Here is an 18750-nt window from a genome sequence, read left to right as displayed (position 1 = left end):
CCGTCCTTCCTCTCACCCGCGTTGGGCTTTTTGCTGTTTCATCTTCTTCTTGGTGGCGCGCACCCGGTCCAGCGACGCCGCGTCGACCACATCGGCGATCGACAGGTGGGTGTTCGCCTTGCCGTAATCGCCGGCGGCCTCTCGCCAGCCCAACGGGGTGACGCCGTACTGCTTGCCCAAAAGCGCCAGGAAGATCCGCGCCTTCTGCTCCCCGAAGCCGGGCAGCGCCTTGAGTCGGCGCAGCACCTCGGCGCCGTCCGGGTCGTCCTCGGTCCAGATTCTGGCCGCGTCGCCGGCGTAGTCGTCGACGACGATCTGCGCCAGGGACTGGATCCGCTTGGCCATCGAGCCGGGGAACCGGTGCACGGCGGGTTTGTCCGCGCAGACCGCAGCGAACTTCTCCGGGTCGTGGGCGGCGATCTTGCCGGCGTCGAGCCCGCCCATCCGGTCGGCGATCTTCTTCGGTCCGGCGAACGCGGTCTCCATCGGCACCTGCTGGTCGAGCAGCATCCCCACCAGCAGCGCGAACGGCTCCGACTCCAGCAGGGTGTCCGCGGCGGGATCACCGCTCAGGTAGAGGTTCGACACGCCCCCAGTCTAGGGATGGCGTTGCCGCGCCCCCGCAGAACCGGGAGGTACCCCTCCCCGGTGTCAGCGGCGTGTGCAAATCTGGTCTCGACAACCGAACACGTGAAGGGATGACCATGAGACGGCTGTTCGCACCTCTTATCGCCGCGGTGATCGCCGCCATCGCCTTCGCCGGCGCCGCCAACGCGGTGCCCGACCAGGGCACGCCGGAGTTCGACAACTACATGCAGGGCTTGGAACGCAACGGGTTTCACTTGAACCCCGACACCGCATGGCGCGTCGCACACCAAGCCTGCGAAGGCGGGGTCCCCGGCTTGATCGGCTGGGAGCTGACCGCGCAGGGTGTGATCGGCCCGGGCGCCAACCAGCGCCTGATGGACGTGGCCCGCCAATACGCCTGCCCGGTGCAGTAACCCCGGGGACACCGGTTCCTGCGGCCCTGCCCCCGCTGGCCTTCACGTCAACGCGGCGCAGGTCAGCGCCGGTTCGGGTATGGTCGCCGGCAACCGCCGCCGGCCGCGTCCGATCGGCCTGAACCGGGCGTAACCCGCGATAAGGAGCACCGTGATCCCACTGTCCGAGGTGTTGAGCGAACTGGCCGAACGGGTCAAGCGTTTCGAGGATTCGTTCACCGACACCGCCGAGAAGGGCAAGGCGGCGTTGCAGTCCCGTCGACAGGAACTCGAGGACGAGTTCGAGCGCAAGAAAGAGGAGTTCGACGACACCATCGCGCAGGCGCAGGAGGGTTCGCGCAGCTGGTGGGCGGAGACCAGGACCGCAGTCGAGCGGCAGGTCACCGCGATGCGGACCGATTTCGACCAGTGGCAGAAGGATCTGAAGGGCAAAAACGCCGAGCGCGCCGCGGAAAACGCGGAAGAGAACGCCTCCGCCGCGATGGCGCTGGCCAACTACTTCCTCAACGCAGCCGAGTGGGCAGCGGTGCAGGCTCGGCTGGCCCGGGCTGAGGCCGACGAGCCGTCCAGCGCCACCGACTGACACCACCCATCGCCCGGTCCAGCGACCGAGCGGAAATTAAGGGGAATTACCTACCCGGGGCGCCGTTAGCGTTTTGCGCATGACACAGCTACTGGGTTTCCCCTCCCCCGCCGAGGTGGCCGCGCAGACCCCGGCCGACCGGGACAGGGCGATCGACGTCATCCGGATCGTCTCGCTCGTCGGCGTGGTCGCCGGTCACACGATCATGGCGACCAGCGTCATCCGCGACCAGATCTTCCACTGGGACAACCTGCTCACCACCTCGGTGGTGTTCCAGGCGTTGACCTGGGTTTTCCAGATCATGCCGCTGTTCTTCTTCGCCGGGGCGGCGGCCTGCGTGCAGTCCTGGCGGCCGGGAAGCAGCTGGGGCGGCTGGCTGCTGCGGCGCGCGACCCGGCTGTACCGGCCGGTCTTCTACTACCTGGCGTTCTGGGCGGTGGCACTCACCGCGCTGCGCCTGCTGCTGCCGGTCGACGTCTACCGGCCGATCGCCGGGATCAGCGTGCAACTGCTGTGGTTCCTCGGCGCCTACATGCTGGTGCTCGCCGCGGTGCCGCTGCTGTACCGGATCACCAGCGTCGGCCGCCTGGTCACCGGCGTCGCCGGGGTGTACCTGCTGATCGCGGCGGTCGACGCGCTGCGACTGCATGCCGCCGATGCCACCGGCGCGCCGGGCGCACCACTGCTGGGCTACCTGAACATGAGCGTGTGGCTGATCCCGGGCATGCTCGGCGTGGCCTACCGCCGCCGACTGCTCAGCGCCCGCACCGGCCTCGTCGCCGGGCTGGCGATACTGGCGGTCAACCTGGTGCTGTTGACCGCCGGCCCCTATGAACTGAGCCTGGTCGGCATCGAAGGCCAGCGCATCGCCAACATGTCCCCGCCGTCACTGCTGTTGGCCGGCCACGCCGCCATGATGTGCTGTTTCGCCATTGCGGCCGCCCCGGCGATCGCCCGGTGGGCCCAGCGCCCGCGGGTGTGGTGGCTCGCCGCGATCGGCAACTCCGGCGCGATGACGCTCTACCTGTGGCACATGCCCGCGCTGCTCGGCGTGCACCTGGTCTTCGACTACCTCGGGCTGGCCCGCTATCCCGGTGAACCGCACCTGCTCGCGCTGAGCGTCGCGCAGGTGGCGGTGATGACGGTGCTGGTGGCGCTCCTGTTCGTGACCCTGCAGCCGGTCGAGAACGCGCCGTTGCCCGGCTGGGACGGCGGCGCGATCACCGCGCCCGGTCTGCGGAGCGCGGCGGTCGGGCTGCTGCTGTGCGTCGCCGGCGCCGCCACCCTGGTCTCGGTGAAGTGGGGATTGAAGGACGACGGGCTCTACTGCATGGCGGTCCTGCTGACCGCGCTGGTCGGCGCCCGACTGCTGGCCGACCGCACCCCGATCCTCAGTACCGTCCCGGCGGCGCCCCGTACAGATGCTCGATCGGCAGTGTCAACAGCACCCGTCGGTCGGTGACCATGGCCCGGCGATACTCGTCCCAGTCGGGGTGCTCACCGGCGATGTGGCGGTACAGCTCGACCAGGCCGGCCACGGTGGCGTCGTCGACCGCCGCCGCCGGCGGGGTCAGTTGCGCGGTCCCCTCGGCCACCGCATAGGACCAGCCGTCATCGGAGCTGACCAGCAGTGAGGCGCGCGGATCGCGGCGCAGGTTGCGGGTCTTGGCGCGCGGCTCGGTGATCGAGACCCGGATGAGCTGTTCGCGGGCGTCGAAGTGGTAGGACACGTTCGACAATTGCGGACGCCCGTCGCGTTTGAGGGTGGCCAGCACGCCCAACGAATTGCCGCCGATCACCGCCAGCAGTTTGTCGTCGAACACCTGGCGGGCCATACCGGAAATCCTACGTCGCCACGCGACCTGCCCGCCTCAGCTGCCCAGTACCGAGACGACCTTCTTGGCGGTGGCCTTGGCCGAACCGGGGTTCTGTCCCGTGACCAACCGGCCATCGACGACGACATGCGAGGCGAACGGAATCAAGCCCTTCTTGTAGTGGGCGCCGCGCTTTTTCATCTCCGCTTCGACGTTGTAGGGCACCAGCTTGTCGACCCGGGCCAGGACCTCCTCTACCCAGGCGAACCCGGTGAGTTCGCGGCCGGCGACCAGCAGGTCTCCGTTGGACAGCCGGGTGTTGAGCAGGCCGCAGTAGCCGTGGCAGACCGCGGACACCACGCCGCCACGCTCGAAGATCTCGCGGGTGATCCGCTGCAGGCCGTCGCTGTCGGGGAAGTCGAACATCACCGCGTGCCCGCCGGTGAAGTAGATCGCGTCGAAGTCAGCGGAGTCGATGTCCTCGGGCGCCGCGGTTTCGTCCAGCAATGCCATCTTCGCCGGATCGTCCTTCCAGGCTTTCGCGCTCTTGTTGAAAAAGGGAAATTTCAGCGACCGCGGCTCAAGCGGTGACAGACCACCTTGGGGGCTGACGATGCTCTGCTGGTAGCCCGCCTCGTCGAAGACCTGGTAGGCGTGTGTCAGTTCGGAGAGCCACAGCCCGGTGGGCTCGGCGGGGTCCGCGTAGTGCGCGACGTTGGAGACGACGTTCAGTATGCGTTTGGTCATCCCTCCAGGATTGCGCTGCCGTCGCGACGCCGCCACCGATGCCCTTACCCTCGGGGCATGACCGCCGAGACCGCCGAGAATTACGCACTGTTTCTGCGGGGCGTCAACGTCGGCGGTGTCCGGATCAAGATGGCCGACGTCGCCGCGGCACTCACCGCCGCCGGCTTCACCGCGGTACGCACCGTGCTGGCCAGCGGCAACGTCATCGTTGAGGCGGAGGCGCCGGGGCAGTCGGTGCGCGAACGCGCCGAAGCGGCGCTGCGTGACCGGTTCGGCTACGAGGCGTGGGTGTTGGTCTACCCGCTGGCCACGGTCGCCGCCATCGTCGCCGCCTACCCGTTCGAGCCGGAAGTCGACGGCTACCACTCCTACGTCACCTTCGTCGCCGACCCGGCAGTGCTCGAGGAACTGGCGTCCCTCGGCGGTGCCGGCGAGCAGATCGAACGCGGCGACGGGGTCCTCTACTGGCAGGCGCCCAAGTCCGCCACCCTCGACAGCGCGATCGGCAAGACCATGGGCAAGGCCCGCTACAAGTCGTCGACCACCACCCGCAATCTGCGGACGCTGACCAAGGTGCTCGCCGGGTAGGGTCGCTCATTGATGAGTCCCACTAAACACCCGGTCACCCTCGACGGCGTCTCCGAGACGGCGTTGATGACGCTGAATTCCCGCGCCCGCGAAGCGGCCCGCCCCGACGCGATCATCGACGACCCGATGGCGATCCGACTGGTCGAATCGATCGACTACGACTTCGCCAAGTTCGGCGGAACCCGCCAGGACATGGCGCTGCGCGCCGCCGCGTTCGACGCCCACACCCGCCGCTATCTGGACCGCCATCCCGCAGCGACGGTGGTCGCGTTGGCCGAGGGCTTGCAGACCAGCTTTTGGCGTCTCGACGCCGCCATCCCCGATCCCGCCTTCCGCTGGCTGACGGTGGACCTGCCGCCGGTCATCGAGGTGCGGTCGCGGCTGCTGCCGTCTTCCCCGCGGGTCGTGGCGCTGCCGCAGTCCGCGCTGGACTACAGCTGGATGGACCGGGTCGACGCTTCGCAGGGTGTGTTCATCACCGCCGAGGGGCTGCTGATGTACCTGCAACCCGAACAGGCCCTGGAGCTGATCGCCGAGTGCGCACACCGGTTCCCCGGCGCCCAGATGCTGTTCGACCTGGCCCCGCTGTGGCTGTCGGCGCTGAGCCGCTCCGGTCTCGGGCTGCGCCCCTCCCGCCGCTACCGGGTGCCGCCGATGCCGTTCAGCCGGTCGGCGCATGCGCTCGCCGAGCTGCTGATGACGCTGCCCGGAGTGCAGACCGTGCATGACCTGCGGCTGCCGCGCGGCCGCGGCCCGGTGTTCAACACGGTGTTGGGGATGAGTTATTCGGTGCCGCTGCTGGACTGGCTACGCGGGGCCCTCACGCTGGTGGAGTTCGCCCCCGAATCGAACGCCGCATCGAGATAGCGACGCGCCTCGGCGTGGCCCAAACCGACCTTGCGCACCACGTCGACGTAGGCGGCCGCGGCGGCGGCCATCACCGCGTCGGCGGGGTCGGTGCGGGCGATGAACGTGCCCAGCCGGCGGCGGGTCTCGACGATCCCGGCCTCCTCCAGCTCCCGGTACGCGCGCGCCACGGTGTTGACCGCCAGACGCAGGTCGCCGGCCAGTTCACGCACGGTGGGCAGCCGGCTTCCCGGCGCCAGGGTTCCGTCGCGCACCGCGTCGATGATCTGGACCCTGATCTGGTCGAACAGCGGCGCGGCATCCGACGGGTCCACCTTCAGCCACCGCGCCAGCTCCATCCGCCCAGTATCGCAGCGGTTCGCTAGGTTGGGGGCATGCGAATAGCGGTGCTCAGCGGCGCGGGGATCTCCGCAGAGAGTGGAGTGCCGACCTTCCGGGACGACAAGCACGGCCTCTGGGCCCACTTCGACCCCTACGAACTGTCCAGCATCCAGGGTTGGCAGCAGCATCCGGAGCGGATCTGGGGCTGGTATCTGTGGCGTCACCACCTCGTCGGGCAGGTCGACCCCAACGACGGGCACCGGGCGGTCGCGGCGTGGGAGGACTACGCGGAAGTCACCGTCGTCACCCAGAACGTCGACGACCTGCACGAACGGGCCGGTAGCAGCACTGTGCACCACCTGCACGGCAGCCTCTTCAGGTTCCGCTGCGCCGGGTGCGACGCCCCGTACCGCGGTGAGCTGCCGGCGATGGCCGAGCCCGCGCTGGAAGTCGAGCCGCCGCTCTGTGGCTGCGGGGACCTGATCCGCCCGGACATCGTCTGGTTCGGTGAGCAGTTGCCCACCACGCCGTGGCAGCGGGCCGTCGAGGCGACCCAGACCGCCGACGTGGTCGTCGTAGTGGGAACCTCGTCGATCGTCTATCCGGCCGCGGGGCTACCGGAGTTGGCGCTGGCGCGCGGCGCCGCGGTGGTGGAGGTCAACCCGGAGCCGACGCCGCTGTCCGGCAGCGCCAGCGCGGTGCTGCGCGAGTCGGCAAGCGAAGCGCTGCCCACCCTGCTGCAGCGGCTGCCCGAACTGCTCGGCCGCGACTAGTCAGGCCGCGGGGCGCAGCGCCCGCCCGAGCACGAATTCCGAGACCGGCACCGGCGCCCAGGCCGGGAACTGCCTGCCGCGCCGCGAGTCCTGCGGGGTGAACCCGGCGGCGACGATGGCCTGCTCGGTGTCGCGGTGGGTGTGGCAATTCCCAAAAAGCCGCGGCCAAAAAGTGGCGTCGACGACCCGTTGCAGCCCGCCGCGCGCCCCGGCGCTGGCCACGTGCTCGAAATAGCGCAGTTCGCCGCCCGGCCGCAGCCGCTCCCGCAGTTGGCGCAGCACCGCCTCGGGATCGTGCACCGAGCACAGCACCAGCGAGCAGACGACCGCGTCAAACGGGTCGCCGGTCTCGACGGTTTCGATGGTGCCGGCGACCACGGTGACCGGGACCGGCGTGTCGGCTGCGGCCTGGATCGCGGCCTCCCGCAGGCGTGGCTCGGGTTCGACGGCGACGACTTCCCGCACGGTGTCGGGGTAGAACGCGAAGTTGGTGCCGGTGCCCGCGCCGACCTCCAGCACCCGGCCGGACAGTCCGGCGAGGTTCTCCCGGCGCCGGTCGTGCAGCCACTCGGTTTCGTGGCTGGACAGGTAGGTCCACAGCCGGGCGAACAGCGGATTGTTCACGGTTGCGGTATTGCTCACGGTTTACCTCCCGACGGTGTATCACCGGCCACGATAGGCCTCGGCCGGTCCGACGGCCCGACCCGGTCCTCCGCCGCCTCGCTGATGCCGAACCGGTCGTGCAGTCGGGTGAGGACAGGCGGGGCCCACCAGTTCCAGCGGCCCAGCACGTGCATGAACGACGGGACCAGCACCATCCGCACCAGGGTGGCGTCGGCCAGCACCGCCAGCGTCAGCCCCACCCCGAACATCCGCATGAACGACACCTGCGCGGCGATCAGCGCGGCGAACGAAATCGACATCACCAGCGCGGCGGCGGTGATCACCCGACCGGTGCGGGCCAATCCCAGCGCCACGCTCTCATCGTTGTCGGCGCTGGTGCGGCCCGAGGCCAGCCAGTACTCCCGGATTCGGGAGATCAGGAAGACCTCGTAGTCCATCGACAACCCGAACGCGATGCAGAACAGCAGCACCGGCATGTTGGCGACCAGGGTGCCGGTGGGGGTGGTGCCCAGCGCGCCGAGGTGGCCGTCCTGGAAGATCCAGACCAACGCGCCGAACGCCGCGGTCAACGACAACACGTTGAGCATCAGTGCTTTGACGGGCAGAACCACGCTGCCGGTCAGCAGGAACAACAGCAGGAAGGTGACCACCGCGATCGCGGCGAGCACCAACGGCGTGCGCGCGACGATGGTGTCCACGATGTCGCGGTTGGTGGGTGCCAGACCGGTCATCAACACGGTGCGGCCGTCCGGGCCTGGCACCGCGTCCAACCGCTGCACCTGATCGCGTGAGGCGTCGGAGAACAGTTCGGCCGCGCTGGTCACGGTGAGGAACGCGCTCCCGTCGGCCACCCCGGTGGGCGCGACCGGCGGGCCGGCCGGGCGACCGTCGACGAACGCGCCCGCCGGGGTCGAGACCGCGGTGACGTCGGGCACCGTCGACAGTTCCGCGGCGTAGCGCTGCAGGTCGGCCGGGGACAGCCCGTCGGCGTCGGGGATCACCATCGTGACCGCGTTGGCGGAGTTGTCTTCGAAACCGGTGCGCAACTCGTCGCCGACCTGGTGGGCCGATGCGGTGGGCGGCAGTACCCGCTCGTCGGGGAAACCCCATTTCACCCCGAGGAACGGCACGCCGAGGAATAGCAGGAGCAACACCACCGCACCCCCGGTGGGCAGCCAGCGCCGGATCACGAACTTCGTCGAGCGGTACCAGAACAGGTCCTGCACGGCGCGCGGGCCGGGCGGCGGCCGGCGCAGTAGCCGGCGGGCCAACCGGCGCACGTCGAACGCGTCGAGCCGGTCGCCGGCCAGCACGATCACCGCGGGGGTGATCACGATCGCAGCGGTCGCGGCGAACGCGACGGCCGCGATGCCGGCGTAAGCGAACGACTTGAGGAAGTACATCGGGAACAGCACCATCGCCGCCATCGACAGGGCGACGGTGATGGCGGAGAACACCACGGTGCGCCCCGCGGTGGCCAGTGTGCGCACCACCGCCCGGTCCCGTTCGGTGCCGTCGGCGATCTCGTCGCGGTAGCGGCTGATGATCAGCAGCGTGTAGTCGATCGCCAGCGCCAGCCCCATCGCGATCGTGAGGTTGAGCGCGAAGATCGACACGTCGGTCACCGCGCTGATCAGCCGCAGCACCGCCATCGAGCCGACGATCGCCAGCGCGCCGACCGCGACCGGCAGCGCAGCCGCCAGCAGCCCACCGAACACCCACACCAGGACCAGGAAGCTCAGCGGGATGGCGATGGCTTCCATGCGCAGCAGGTCGTGCTCGGTCTGCTGGTTGATCTGCGCGTAGAGCATCGCCACCCCACCTGCGCGCACCTGCACTCCGTCGCGGTCGTGGACCAGTTCGTCGGAGAGGGTTTTGGCGTAGCGCTGCGCGTCGCTCTCACCGCCGTCGAGGTTGGCCACGATGAGCCCGGACCGCCCGTCGCGGCTGACCAGTTCGGCGGCGGCCGCCGGCGGCGCGGTCCACGGTGAGGTCACGCTGAGCACCCACGGCGAGCCGTCCAGGTGGTCGACGATCTCGGCGCCCGCCGCGCGGGCCCGTTCGGCGTCGACTCCGTCGGAGGCGGTGAGCAGGATCAGCAGCTGCTGGTCGCTTTGCCCGAACTTCTCGGTGAGCAACTGCGTCGCGCGACTGGACTCGGCGTGCGGGTCCTGGAATCCGCCGGCCGACAGTTTCTGCGCTACCGGGACGCCGAAGACGGCCGCGGCGATCATCAGCAGGGCGGCGACCGCGGTCACCCGCCGCGGCGCGGCGATTCCCAGCAGGGCGATTCGCTGCAACACCAGGTCGTTCTCCCCTCCGGCCGCACCATCGGACCGTTCGCCGCGTCACCTTCCGGGCGGACCGTGTCGGGGTTCTCACCGGCGGAAACCGAGAAAACCTACTCGGGGGTAGGAATTGCCACGGTTTTCCGAATCGTGACTCAATGATTCCTTAATAGTGACCCATACAGTTCAAGTCATGTGGATCGACGACTCAAGCTCAGACGTCATCAAGGTCGACTTCGACGCGCTCTACCACGGCGATGTGCTCGTGGAGGGTGACACCTCGGAGCAGTTTGGTGACGAGCTGACCCAGCCTGCCGCGTAGCCGACCCGGTCGCGGGCGCACCTGACCCGCAACCACCGGTGACCGTGCGAAAGCACGGTCACGCCCGTCTTCACCCCGCCGTGTGTCACGGTTCGTTTCCACCTGTTTTTCCGGCCCCGGACCTCCGGGGCCTTTTCTTTTCCCGCCCTCGACCGCCACGGTGGGCCGTTCTCCCCTGAAATCGACACGTTTGCGGGGGAAAAAGCCGATTTTTGGCTCTCTGTGCCCGCTGACGCGTCGATTTCAGGGGTTATCCGCCTGGCGGTCGGGCGCGCCCGCCTCCAGGCGGCACTCTCTGGGCGGTGTTCTCCCCGGTGGCGTGCCCTCCCGTGGCGTATCTTCTAAGCCACGTTCTCCTCGGCGTCGGCCTCCACCATGTCGCTGAGCCGGCCGGTGATGAGGTCCTCGGCTTCGGCCACGATCCGCGAGACCAGCTCCTCGACGGTCGGGATGTCGTTGATCAGGCCCATCGCGGTGCCCACCGACCAGATGCCCGCGTCGAGGTCGCCGTCATCGAAGACCTTCTTGCCGCGCACCCCGGAGACCAGCTCCTGCACGTCGGGGAACTGGCCGCCCTTGTTGAGGATGTCGACCACTTCCCGCGACACCGTGTTCGAGGCGACCCGCGCGGTGTTGCGCAACGGCCGGAAGATCAGCTCGGTGTCCAGCTCGGTGCCGGCCACGATGGCTTCCTTGACGTTCTGGTGGATGCAGGACTCGACGGTGCACATGAACCGCGAACCCATGTTGATGCCGTCGGCGCCGAGCGCCAGCGCGGCCACCAGGCCGCGGGCGTCGGCGAACCCACCGGAGGCGATCATCGGGATGTCGATCTTGGCGGCGGCCGCCGGGATGAGCACCAGGCCGGGAATGTCGTCCTCACCGGGGTGACCGGCGCATTCGAAGCCGTCGATGCTGATCCCGTCGACACCCAGTTTTTGGGCTTTCACCGCGTGCCGCACGGAGGTGCACTTGTGCAGCACCTTGATCCCGTTGTCGTGGAACATCGGCAGGTGCGGTTCCGGGTTGGAGCCGGCGGTCTCCACGATCTTGATGCCGGAGTCCACGATGACCTGCCGGTACTCGTCGTAGGGCGGCGGGTTGATCGTCGGCAGGATCGTGAGGTTGACCCCGAACGGCTTGTCGGTGAGCTGCCGGGTCCGCTCGATCTCCTTGGCCAGATCAGCCGGGGTCGGCTGGGTGAGCGCGGTCAGGAAGCCCAGCGCCCCGGAGTTGGCGACCGCGGCCACCAACTCGGCGCGCCCGACCCACTGCATGCCGCCCTGCACGACCGGGTGCTCGACCCCGAACGTCTCGGTGAACTTCGTGGTGAGGCTCATCGCGGCGCCATCCGGATCGCACCGTCGAGGCGGATGACCTCGCCGTTGAGCATCGGGTTGACCACGATGTGCTCGGCCAGCGCGCCGTACTCGTCGGGGTCGCCGAGGCGGGCCGGGTGCGGCACCTGCGCGCCGAGCGATTTCTGCGCCTCCTCGGGCAGCGAACCCAGCAGCGGCGTCTTGAACAGCCCGGGCGCGATCGTGCACACCCGGATCAGTTCGCGGGACAGGTCACGCGCGATCGGCAGGGTCATGCCGACCACCCCGCCCTTGGACGCGGAGTAGGCGGCCTGGCCGATCTGACCGTCGAACGCCGCCACCGACGCCGTGTTGATGATGACGCCGCGTTCCTGGGTTTCGGCCGGGCCGATCGGGTCGGTCTTGGCGATCCGCTCGGCGGCCAACCGCAGCACGTTGAACGTGCCGACCAGGTTCACCTGGAGGACCTTGGTGAACTCCTCGAGCGGGAAGGCGCCGTGCTTGCTGACGGTCTTGATGGCATTGCCGATCCCGGCGCAGTTGACGTTGATGCGCAGCGCCCCGAGCGACTCGGCCACGTCGAGGGCCGCGGTGACCGCCTCGGGGTCGGTGACGTTGGCCTCGACGAAGCGGGCCCGGTCACCGAGTGCTTTCACGGCGTCTTCGCCGCGCAGGTCGATGACCACGACCTGGGCGCCGGCGTCGAGCAGGCGTTTGGTGGTCGCCAGACCCAACCCCGATGCGCCGCCGGTGACGACGGCCACCGCGTCCTTGATCTCCACTGATCCGATTCCTTCCTGTCGGCCGCGGGACGGCCCGACCTACTGGTTGGTTGGACTATACCCAATCGTCGAGGACGGTTTCGTTGTCGGCTCCCGGCGCCGGCGGCGGGGTCGGCAGACCCGGCTGGCTGCGGGAGAACCGCGGCGCCGGCCGCGGCTGCAGATGCCCGTCGACGTCGTAGAAGGTCGACCGCTCGCTGATGTGGTCGTCGCTTTCGACTTCCCCGAACGCGAGCACCGGCGTGACACAGGCGTCCGAGCCGGCGAACACGCTCGCCCAGTGATCCCGGTCGCGCTCGGCGAACGCCGCGGTCAGCCGCTCCCGCAACTCCGGCCAGCGGCTGAAATCGTTCTGGGCCGGCAGGTCCTCGGCGTCCAGCCCCAGCTTCGCCAGCATCTCGGCGTAGAACTGCGGCTCGATCGCCCCGACCGCGACATGGCGGCCGTCGGCGCAGGTGTAGGTGTCGTAGTAGGGGGCGCCGGTGTCGAGCATGTTGGTGCCGCGCTCATCGGTCCACATGCCCTGCGCGCGGAAGCTCCACATCATCGCCGAGAGCATCGCCGCACCGTCGACCATCGCGGCGTCGATGACCTGCCCCTTGCCGGACTGCTGACGCTCCCACAGCGCGGCCAGGATCCCGACCAGCAGAAACAGCGACCCGCCGCCGAAGTCGCCGGCGAGGTTCAGCGGCGGGACCGGCCGCTCCCCCTTGCGCCCGATCGCGTGCAGCACCCCGTTCAGCGAGATGTAGTTGATGTCGTGGCCGGCCTGCGAGGCCCGCGGCCCGTCCTGACCCCAGCCGGTCATCCGGCCGTAGATCAGCTTCTCGTTGACCTTCGCGCAGTCCTCCGGCCCCAGCCCCAACCGCTCGGTGACCCCGGGACGGAAGCCCTCGATGAGCACGTCAGCCTTGGCCACCAGACGCAGCACCAGGTCGCGCCCCTCGTCGGATTTCAGGTCGGCGGTCACCGAGCGCCGGTTCCGCAACATCGCGTCCTTGGCCGGGCCGGCCGGGCCGCGCGGCGGCCGCTCTACCCGGACCACGTCCGCACCCAGATCCCCGAGGATCATCGCGGCGTGCGGCCCCGGCCCGATCCCCGCCAACTCGATCACGCGCAACCCTGCCAGTGGACCCGCCATACCCTGACCTCCTCGTCATCCGGTGTGTGGTGTGCATCATCGCAGCCGCGGTTGAGACCCCGACAACCCGTCCGCTTAAGGTGTGGCCCATGACTCCAGTGGACGACTTGACACCTGTCGACGGGCTCGCCGTCGCCCTCGCCGACGGGGTGCTGTCGGTGACGATCGACCGCCCGGAAAGCCTCAACTCGGTCACCCTTCCGGTGCTCGACGGGATCGCCGCGACGATGGAGGCCGCCGGGCGCGACCCGCGGGTCAAGGTGGTGCGCCTCGGCGGCGCCGGGCGCGGGTTCAGCTCCGGCGCCGGGATCGGCGCCGAGGACGCGGTCGACGGGGTTCCCACCGAGATCATCGTGGCGGCCAACCGGGCGGTGCGCGCGATCACCGCGTTGCCGCGGCCGGTGGTCGCGGTGGTGCAGGGCCCGGCCGCCGGGGTCGGGGTCTCGCTGGCCCTGGCCTGCGATCTGGTGCTCGCCTCGGAGAAGGCGTTCTTCCTGCTGGCGTTCACCAAGATCGGCCTGATGCCCGACGGCGGTGCCTCCGCGCTGGTCGCGGCCGCGATCGGCCGGATCCGGGCGATGCGGATGGCGTTGCTGGCCGAGCGCCTGCCCGCCACCGACGCCCTGGCCGAGGGACTGGTGAGCGCGGTCTACCCGGCCGAGGAGTTCGACGCCGAGGTCGACAAGGTGCTCGCCGCGCTGATGGCCGGCCCGGCGGTGGCCCTGGCCCGCACCAAACACGCGATCAACGCGGCCACCCTCACCGAGCTGGACGGCACCCTGGACCGCGAGTACGTGGGCCAGTCCCAGCTGCTGGCCGCCCACGACTTCCGCGAGGGAGTCCGGGCGTTCCAGGAGCAGCGGACGGCCCGCTTCAGCGACTCCTGACCGCTCAGGACTCCTGACCGCTCAGGAGAACATCGGCGGCAGCGCCAGGATCACGATGAACCCCCACACCAGGTGGGTCAGCACCGGCGCGAGCACCCCGTTGGTGGCGCGGCGCTCCACCCCGCAGACCAGCCCGAGCACCACGGCGACCAGCGCCAGCAGCCAGCTGCCTGCCACCAGGCTCACCGCGGCGAACAGCAGCGTCGACACCACGACCGGCGCGTAACGCACCACCGCGGTGTACACCGCGCCGCGGAAGAACATCTCCTCGGCGACCGCGGAGAGCACCACCAGAACCAGCATCAACCGCGGGCTGCCGTGGTTGACGTAGTCCATCAGCCGCTCGGTCGGCTCGGCGAGGGCCGGCAGCCCACGGGCCGCCCACACAGCGAGCACGGACAGCCCACCGAGCACCAGGCCGATGGCGGTCCCGGTGAACACCGGCCGCTCGTAGCGGCCGCGGAACCGGACCACGCCCAGGTGCAGCGGCCCGGAGGCCAGCGCGCCCCCGGCCCAGAGCGCGGCGAGGCCCAACATCGACCAGAAGAAGACCGGCTCGCCGGGGTCGTGCCCCAGTGCGAACCGCATCAACGCCGCCCCGCCGATCAGGACGATGACGACGACGATGCGGCGGCGCAGCTGCCAGGCGGGCGCCTCGTTGTGCGGGACGGCCTTGGTGGTGATGATCTCACCGAACTCACGGATCAGACCGGGCTGGCTCATACCGGACGCCTCCCTTACCGTCGCCGATCACCTCAACTTAGGCGACCGCCACGGTGGACGGTGGCGAAACGGTACGACGGGATGCGTCGCCGCCTGCGGGCCGGCGCAGCGCGGAACGGCGCCGCTCAGCGCGCCTTCCACACCGGTTCGCGCTTCTGTGCGAAGGCCAGCGGGCCCTCCCTGGCGTCCTCGGTTTTGAGCAGCGTCCCGAACTCGCGGCCGGTGCGCTTCCAGCCGGCCTCCTCGGCGGTGATGACCCCGTCGTCGGCGCCGTAAGCGATCCGCTTGCTGGCCTGAACCGACAGCGGCGCGTTGACGGTGATCCGCTCGGCCAGCGCCAGTGCGGCGTCGAGCACGGTGCCGTCGGCGACGACGTCGTTGATCAACCCCCACTTCAGCGCCTCCTCGGCGCTGATCGGCTCGCCGGTGAACAGCAGCTCCAGCGCGATCTTGCGGGGCAGCTGGTCGACGATGCGGAACACGCCGCCGGCGCCGGCGATCAGGCCGCGCTTGACCTCCGGCAGCCCGAACTGGGCGCGTTCCTCGGCGACCACCAGGTCACTGGCCAACGCCAGCTCGGTGCCGCCGCCCAGCGCGGTGCCGTTGACCGCGGCGATGGTCGGCTTGTCGATGAAGTGGTGGACGTAGCCGGCGAAACCCCATTCGGCGTGTTCGGGGTGGAAGAGGTTCTCCCCGCGCGAGATCGCCTTGAGGTCGGCCCCGGCGCAGAACGACTTGTCGCCGGCGCCGGTGAGCACCACCGCGCGGATCTCCGGGTCGTCCTGCGCGGACTGCAGGGCGTCGCCGACCGCGGTGCTGACCGCACCGTTGACCGCGTTGCGGGCTTCGGGCCGGTTGATCGTGATCACCAGGACGTTGTTGCGGCGTTCGGTGAGAGCGCCGGGCTGGGTCGCGTTGTCGGTCACAGGAGCTCCAAAATCGTCGCGTTGGCTTGCCCGCCACCTTCGCACATGGTCTGCAGGCCGTACTGAATCCCGTTGTCGCGCATGTGGTAGAGCATCGTGGTCATCAGCCGGGCGCCGGAGCCACCGAGCGGGTGGCCGAGCGCGATCGCGCCGCCCTTGGGGTTGAGCTTCTTCTCGTCGGCGCCGATGTCGGCCAGCCAGGCCATCGGCACCGGCGCGAAGGCCTCGTTGACCTCGAACACACCGATGTCGTCGACCGACAGTCCGGAGCGCTTCAGCGCCTTCTGGGTGGCCGGGATCGGGCCGGTGAGCATGATGACCGGGTTGGAGCCGGCCAGCGTCGCGGTGTGCACCCGCGCCAGCGGTTTGAGGCCGAGTGCGTTGGCCTTCTCCGCCGACATGAACAGCAGCGCCGCCGCACCGTCGGAGATCTGGCTGGAGTTACCGGCGTGGATGACGCCGTCCTCTTTGAAGGCCGGTTTGAGCTGCCCCATCTTCTCCATGGTGGTGCCGCGCCGGATGCCCTCGTCCTTGAGGACCGGGTTGCCGTCGGCGTCCTTGATGGCGACGATCTCGTCGTCGAAGGCTCCGGAATCCTGTGCCGTGGCAGCCTTCTCGTGCGAGGCCAGCGAGAACTCGTCGAGTTGGGTGCGGCTGAAGCCCCACTGCTCGGCGACCATCTCCGCGCCGATGCCCTGGTTGGGCACCACGCCGTCGTAGCGGTCCAGGTAGGTCTTCGAGTACGGCCGGCCGCCGTTGGCCAGCGACGATCCCATCGGGGTCCGCGACATCGACTCGACCCCGCCCGCGACGGCGACGTCGTAGTGCCCGGCGACGACGCCGGCCGCGGCGAAGTGCACCGACTGCTGGCTGGAGCCGCACTGCCGGTCGACGGTCACACCCGGAACGCTCTCCGGCCAGCCGGCGGTGATCAGCGCGGTGCGGCCGATGTCGAGGGCCTGCTCACCGGCCTGCATCACACAACCCCAGATGACGTCGTCGACGATCTCCGGGTCGATCCCGGTGCGGTTCACCAGGCCGTTGAGGACCTGTGCGGACAAATCAGCCGGGTGCACCCCGGACAACCCACCGTTGCGTTTACCGATCGGTGATCGCACCGCCTCGACGATGACCGCTTCTGCCATGGCGCTCTCCTTTGAACCGCAGACCCTCCAGCCGTCCCGGCGACGGCGTCGTCCACCCGATTGTCGGCTAGTGTTCTGCCGCGCCGCCCGCGGGGGTGGCGATTCGGCGCGCCGGGCTCCGCCGCGCGGCCGTTAAACTCAACGGGTTTCCCCGCCACCCCTGGTCGACGAAGGGCCCCCGCCGATGAGTGTTCCGCCGCACCTGCCGCCGCAGCACGGCTTTCCCCCCGGTGGCGACCCACGGCGACGCCCCGGCGTGCCGCCCGGCCCTTACCGGCAGCCCCCGCCGTACGGCCCGCCGCCGCAGCAGTACGGCTACCCACCTCATCCGGGGTACCAGCCGCCCGGACAGCCGTGGCCGTCGGGGCCGCCCCCGCTGGGCGGGCCGGGTGGGGCGCCCCCGTCGAACAGCCGGCAACTGCTGATGGTCGGTGCCGGCCTGCTGGTCGCTTTGCTGGTGTTGATGTTCGTTGTGGTGGGGGTGACGCGCGACGATTCGGGGTCCGACGACACCGCGACCACCGCCTCGCCGTCCAGCGCCGAGGCGGCGCCGCCGAGTAGCGACGCCGCGAGTCCCACCAGTTCGACGACCAGCGCGTCGAGTCCGTCGGCCGGCGACCTGGCCGGGCTTTTGGAGTCGCCGGCGCAGATCAACGACCGGATGAAGACGACGATGACCCCCGCCCCGGGCGAATCGGGCTCCGAGCCGCTGACGAAGGTGACCGTGACGCCGTCGGAGTGCACCGGCAACTTCATCCCGGCGACCGCCGCCGTCTACGCCGGCAGCGGCTTCACGGCGATGGCGGTGCAGGGCTTCCGCGGGCCCGGCGACAAGGTCTCCACCAGCGTCATCGAGGCGGCGGTGCGATTTCCGGACGCCGCCGCGGCGAAACGCTTCTTCAACGACCGGTACGCCGACATGTCGGACTGCACGTACAAACCGGTGACCGCGGCGTACGGCGACGGCGCGAGCTACGACGGCAAGACCACCGCGGTCGGCAAGTCGTCGGGCAGCGAAGGCGACCTGATCAACACGATCATCTTCCGCAATCCGATGGAGGGCACCATCGGCTGCGACCGGGCGCTGGGGGTCAACGCCGACGTCATCGTCGACGTGCTGGTGTGCAGTGACGGCAACTCGGGCGGCTACGGCACCGGGCTGGCCCGGGCCATCATGCGCAAGGTCAGCTGACCCGCGACCGGCGCGCCCCCCCGGTAGCCTGGCGGCATGGCACGCATCATCGTTTTCGGCGGCCACGGCAAGGTGGCCATGCACCTGCACCGGATCCTCACCGAGCGCGGCGACGAGGTGACCGCGGTGTTCCGCAACCCGGACCACTCCGAGGAGGTCGCGGTGACCGGTGCGGCCCCGGTGGTCGGTGACATCGAGCAACTCGACGTCGAAGCGCTCTCGGAGCTCATCGCCGGGCACGACGCGGTGGTGTTCTCCGCCGGCGCCGGCGGCGGCAACCCCGACCGCACCTACGCCGTGGACCGCGACGCGGCGATCCGGATCATCGGTGCGACCGGCCAGGCCGGGGTGCGACGGTTCGTGATGGTCTCCTATTTCGGCGCCGGCCCCGAGCACGGTGTGCCCGCCGACGAGCCGTTCTTCCACTACGCCGAGGCCAAGGCCGCCGCCGACGCCCATCTGCGGGCCACCAACCTGGATTGGACAGTGCTGGGCCCCAGCCGGCTGACCCTGGAGCCGGCAACCGGGCGGATCGCGCTCGGCCCCGAACACGGCAAGGGCGAGGTGTCGCGGGAGAACGTGGCACTGGTGATCGCCGCGGTGCTGGCCTCCGACACCGGGGCGGCCACGATCCGGCGCACCGTCGAGTTCAACGACGGCGACACCCCGATCGCCGAGGCGATCGCCGGGGCTTAAACCCCGGGCTT

At 69.8% G+C, this 18750-nt stretch carries 22 protein-coding genes; 10 read left to right on the top strand and 12 right to left on the bottom strand.

The features are described 5' to 3' along the window. Positions 1-12: 12 nt before the first annotated feature. A complete protein-coding gene (locus AWC30_RS08240; protein WP_085109690.1) occupies positions 13-588 on the bottom strand; it encodes an HhH-GPD-type base excision DNA repair protein in 576 nt (191 codons plus the stop codon). Positions 589-698: 110 nt separating this feature from the next. Here AWC30_RS08240 and AWC30_RS08235 point away from each other — a divergent pair, with 110 nt between their 5' ends. The 3 genes from AWC30_RS08235 to AWC30_RS08225 all read left to right on the top strand — a co-directional run bounded on the left by AWC30_RS08235 (position 699) and on the right by AWC30_RS08225 (position 3046). Continuing rightward, positions 699-1001: a DUF732 domain-containing protein gene (locus AWC30_RS08235; RefSeq protein ID WP_085109689.1), complete on the top strand. Its 303-nt coding sequence runs from the start codon at positions 699-701 to the stop codon at positions 999-1001. 151 nt (positions 1002-1152) lie between these two features. Continuing rightward, the gene (locus AWC30_RS08230) at positions 1153-1584 is read left to right on the top strand and encodes a hypothetical protein (protein ID WP_085109688.1); all 432 of its coding nucleotides are present in this window, start codon (positions 1153-1155) and stop codon (positions 1582-1584) included. A 79-nt stretch (positions 1585-1663) separates the two neighbouring features. Beyond that, a complete protein-coding gene (locus AWC30_RS08225; protein ID WP_085109687.1) occupies positions 1664-3046 on the top strand; it encodes an acyltransferase family protein in 1383 nt (460 codons plus the stop codon). Here AWC30_RS08225 and AWC30_RS08220 read toward each other — a convergent pair. Together AWC30_RS08220 and AWC30_RS08215 are read right to left on the bottom strand one after the other, a co-directional pair. Then, positions 2976-3419 (bottom strand): PPOX class F420-dependent oxidoreductase, encoded by a 444-nt coding sequence (locus AWC30_RS08220; RefSeq protein ID WP_085109686.1) that lies wholly within the window; start codon positions 3417-3419, stop codon positions 2976-2978. The two genes, AWC30_RS08225 and AWC30_RS08220, sit on opposite strands and share 71 nt — an antisense overlap. Before the next feature lie 36 nt (positions 3420-3455). Continuing rightward, positions 3456-4145: a type 1 glutamine amidotransferase domain-containing protein gene (locus AWC30_RS08215; protein ID WP_085109685.1), complete on the bottom strand. Its 690-nt coding sequence runs from the start codon at positions 4143-4145 to the stop codon at positions 3456-3458. A gap of 57 nt (positions 4146-4202) precedes the next feature. Here AWC30_RS08215 and AWC30_RS08210 point away from each other — a divergent pair, with 57 nt between their 5' ends. After that, entirely contained in the window at positions 4203-4733 is a 531-nt protein-coding gene (locus AWC30_RS08210; RefSeq protein WP_085109684.1) for a DUF1697 domain-containing protein, read from the top strand. Positions 4734-4745: 12 nt separating this feature from the next. Beyond that, a complete protein-coding gene (locus AWC30_RS08205) occupies positions 4746-5600 on the top strand; it encodes a class I SAM-dependent methyltransferase (protein WP_085109683.1) in 855 nt (284 codons plus the stop codon). On the opposite strand, the gene AWC30_RS08200 is transcribed toward AWC30_RS08205, so the two are convergent. After that, positions 5516-5938 (bottom strand): Rv1152 family transcriptional regulator, encoded by a 423-nt coding sequence (locus AWC30_RS08200; RefSeq protein WP_085109682.1) that lies wholly within the window; start codon positions 5936-5938, stop codon positions 5516-5518. The genes AWC30_RS08205 and AWC30_RS08200 overlap by 85 nt on opposite strands. A 36-nt stretch (positions 5939-5974) precedes the next feature. Between AWC30_RS08200 and AWC30_RS08195 the strand changes: the two genes are divergently transcribed. Beyond that, positions 5975-6694 carry an NAD-dependent deacylase gene (locus AWC30_RS08195; RefSeq protein WP_085109681.1) on the top strand — a complete coding sequence of 240 codons (720 nt, stop codon included), beginning with the start codon at positions 5975-5977 and terminating at the stop codon, positions 6692-6694. On the opposite strand, the gene AWC30_RS08190 is transcribed toward AWC30_RS08195, so the two are convergent. After that, positions 6695-7336, bottom strand: a complete 642-nt coding sequence (locus AWC30_RS08190) for a class I SAM-dependent methyltransferase (protein ID WP_085109680.1) — start codon at positions 7334-7336, stop codon at positions 6695-6697. Continuing rightward, positions 7333-9621, bottom strand: coding sequence for an MMPL family transporter (locus tag AWC30_RS08185; protein ID WP_085109679.1), 2289 nt, complete (start codon positions 9619-9621; stop codon positions 7333-7335). The genes AWC30_RS08190 and AWC30_RS08185 overlap by 4 nt, the downstream gene beginning before the upstream one ends. 178 nt (positions 9622-9799) lie before the next feature. Here AWC30_RS08185 and AWC30_RS18200 point away from each other — a divergent pair, with 178 nt between their 5' ends. Continuing rightward, entirely contained in the window at positions 9800-9928 is a 129-nt protein-coding gene (locus AWC30_RS18200; RefSeq protein WP_109561980.1) for a hypothetical protein, read from the top strand. Positions 9929-10269: 341 nt separating this feature from the next. On the opposite strand, the gene AWC30_RS08180 is transcribed toward AWC30_RS18200, so the two are convergent. Genes AWC30_RS08180 through AWC30_RS08170 form a run of 3 tightly spaced genes read right to left on the bottom strand, consistent with a single transcriptional unit; the run spans position 10270 to position 13170 of the window. Next, positions 10270-11268: an NAD(P)H-dependent flavin oxidoreductase gene (locus AWC30_RS08180; protein WP_085109678.1), complete on the bottom strand. Its 999-nt coding sequence runs from the start codon at positions 11266-11268 to the stop codon at positions 10270-10272. Continuing rightward, positions 11265-12029: a 3-hydroxyacyl-CoA dehydrogenase gene (locus AWC30_RS08175; RefSeq protein WP_085109677.1), complete on the bottom strand. Its 765-nt coding sequence runs from the start codon at positions 12027-12029 to the stop codon at positions 11265-11267. Before AWC30_RS08175 ends, AWC30_RS08180 begins: the two co-directional genes overlap by 4 nt. 55 nt (positions 12030-12084) lie before the next feature. After that, positions 12085-13170 (bottom strand): CaiB/BaiF CoA transferase family protein, encoded by a 1086-nt coding sequence (locus tag AWC30_RS08170; protein WP_085109676.1) that lies wholly within the window; start codon positions 13168-13170, stop codon positions 12085-12087. An 89-nt stretch (positions 13171-13259) separates the two neighbouring features. On the opposite strand from AWC30_RS08170, the gene AWC30_RS08165 reads away from it, so the two are divergent. Further along, the gene (locus AWC30_RS08165) at positions 13260-14057 is read left to right on the top strand and encodes an enoyl-CoA hydratase (protein ID WP_085109675.1); all 798 of its coding nucleotides are present in this window, start codon (positions 13260-13262) and stop codon (positions 14055-14057) included. Between the two features lie 21 nt (positions 14058-14078). Here AWC30_RS08165 and AWC30_RS08160 read toward each other — a convergent pair whose 3' ends face one another. The 3 genes from AWC30_RS08160 to AWC30_RS08150 form a co-directional block, all read right to left on the bottom strand. After that, a complete protein-coding gene (locus tag AWC30_RS08160) occupies positions 14079-14780 on the bottom strand; it encodes a CPBP family intramembrane glutamic endopeptidase (protein ID WP_085109674.1) in 702 nt (233 codons plus the stop codon). A gap of 125 nt (positions 14781-14905) precedes the next feature. Continuing rightward, entirely contained in the window at positions 14906-15706 is an 801-nt protein-coding gene (locus AWC30_RS08155; RefSeq protein ID WP_085109673.1) for a crotonase/enoyl-CoA hydratase family protein, read from the bottom strand. After that, positions 15703-16851: a thiolase family protein gene (locus AWC30_RS08150; protein WP_085109672.1), complete on the bottom strand. Its 1149-nt coding sequence runs from the start codon at positions 16849-16851 to the stop codon at positions 15703-15705. Before AWC30_RS08150 ends, AWC30_RS08155 begins: the two co-directional genes overlap by 4 nt. A gap of 184 nt (positions 16852-17035) precedes the next feature. Here AWC30_RS08150 and AWC30_RS08145 point away from each other — a divergent pair, with 184 nt between their 5' ends. Together AWC30_RS08145 and AWC30_RS08140 are read left to right on the top strand one after the other, a co-directional pair. Continuing rightward, positions 17036-18043, top strand: a complete 1008-nt coding sequence (locus AWC30_RS08145) for a sensor domain-containing protein (protein ID WP_085109671.1) — start codon at positions 17036-17038, stop codon at positions 18041-18043. A gap of 36 nt (positions 18044-18079) precedes the next feature. Continuing rightward, complete coding sequence (locus tag AWC30_RS08140; RefSeq protein WP_085109670.1) at positions 18080-18739, top strand: NAD(P)-dependent oxidoreductase; 660 nt, start codon at positions 18080-18082, stop codon at positions 18737-18739. Positions 18740-18750: the final 11 nt, after the last annotated feature.

Source organism: Mycolicibacillus trivialis (assembly GCF_002102395.1).
In the GTDB taxonomy this organism is placed as follows: domain Bacteria; phylum Actinomycetota; class Actinomycetes; order Mycobacteriales; family Mycobacteriaceae; genus Mycobacterium; species Mycobacterium triviale.
The sequence above is the reverse complement of the archived record's forward strand: the minus strand, read 5'-3'. Positions and strand labels throughout refer to the sequence as shown.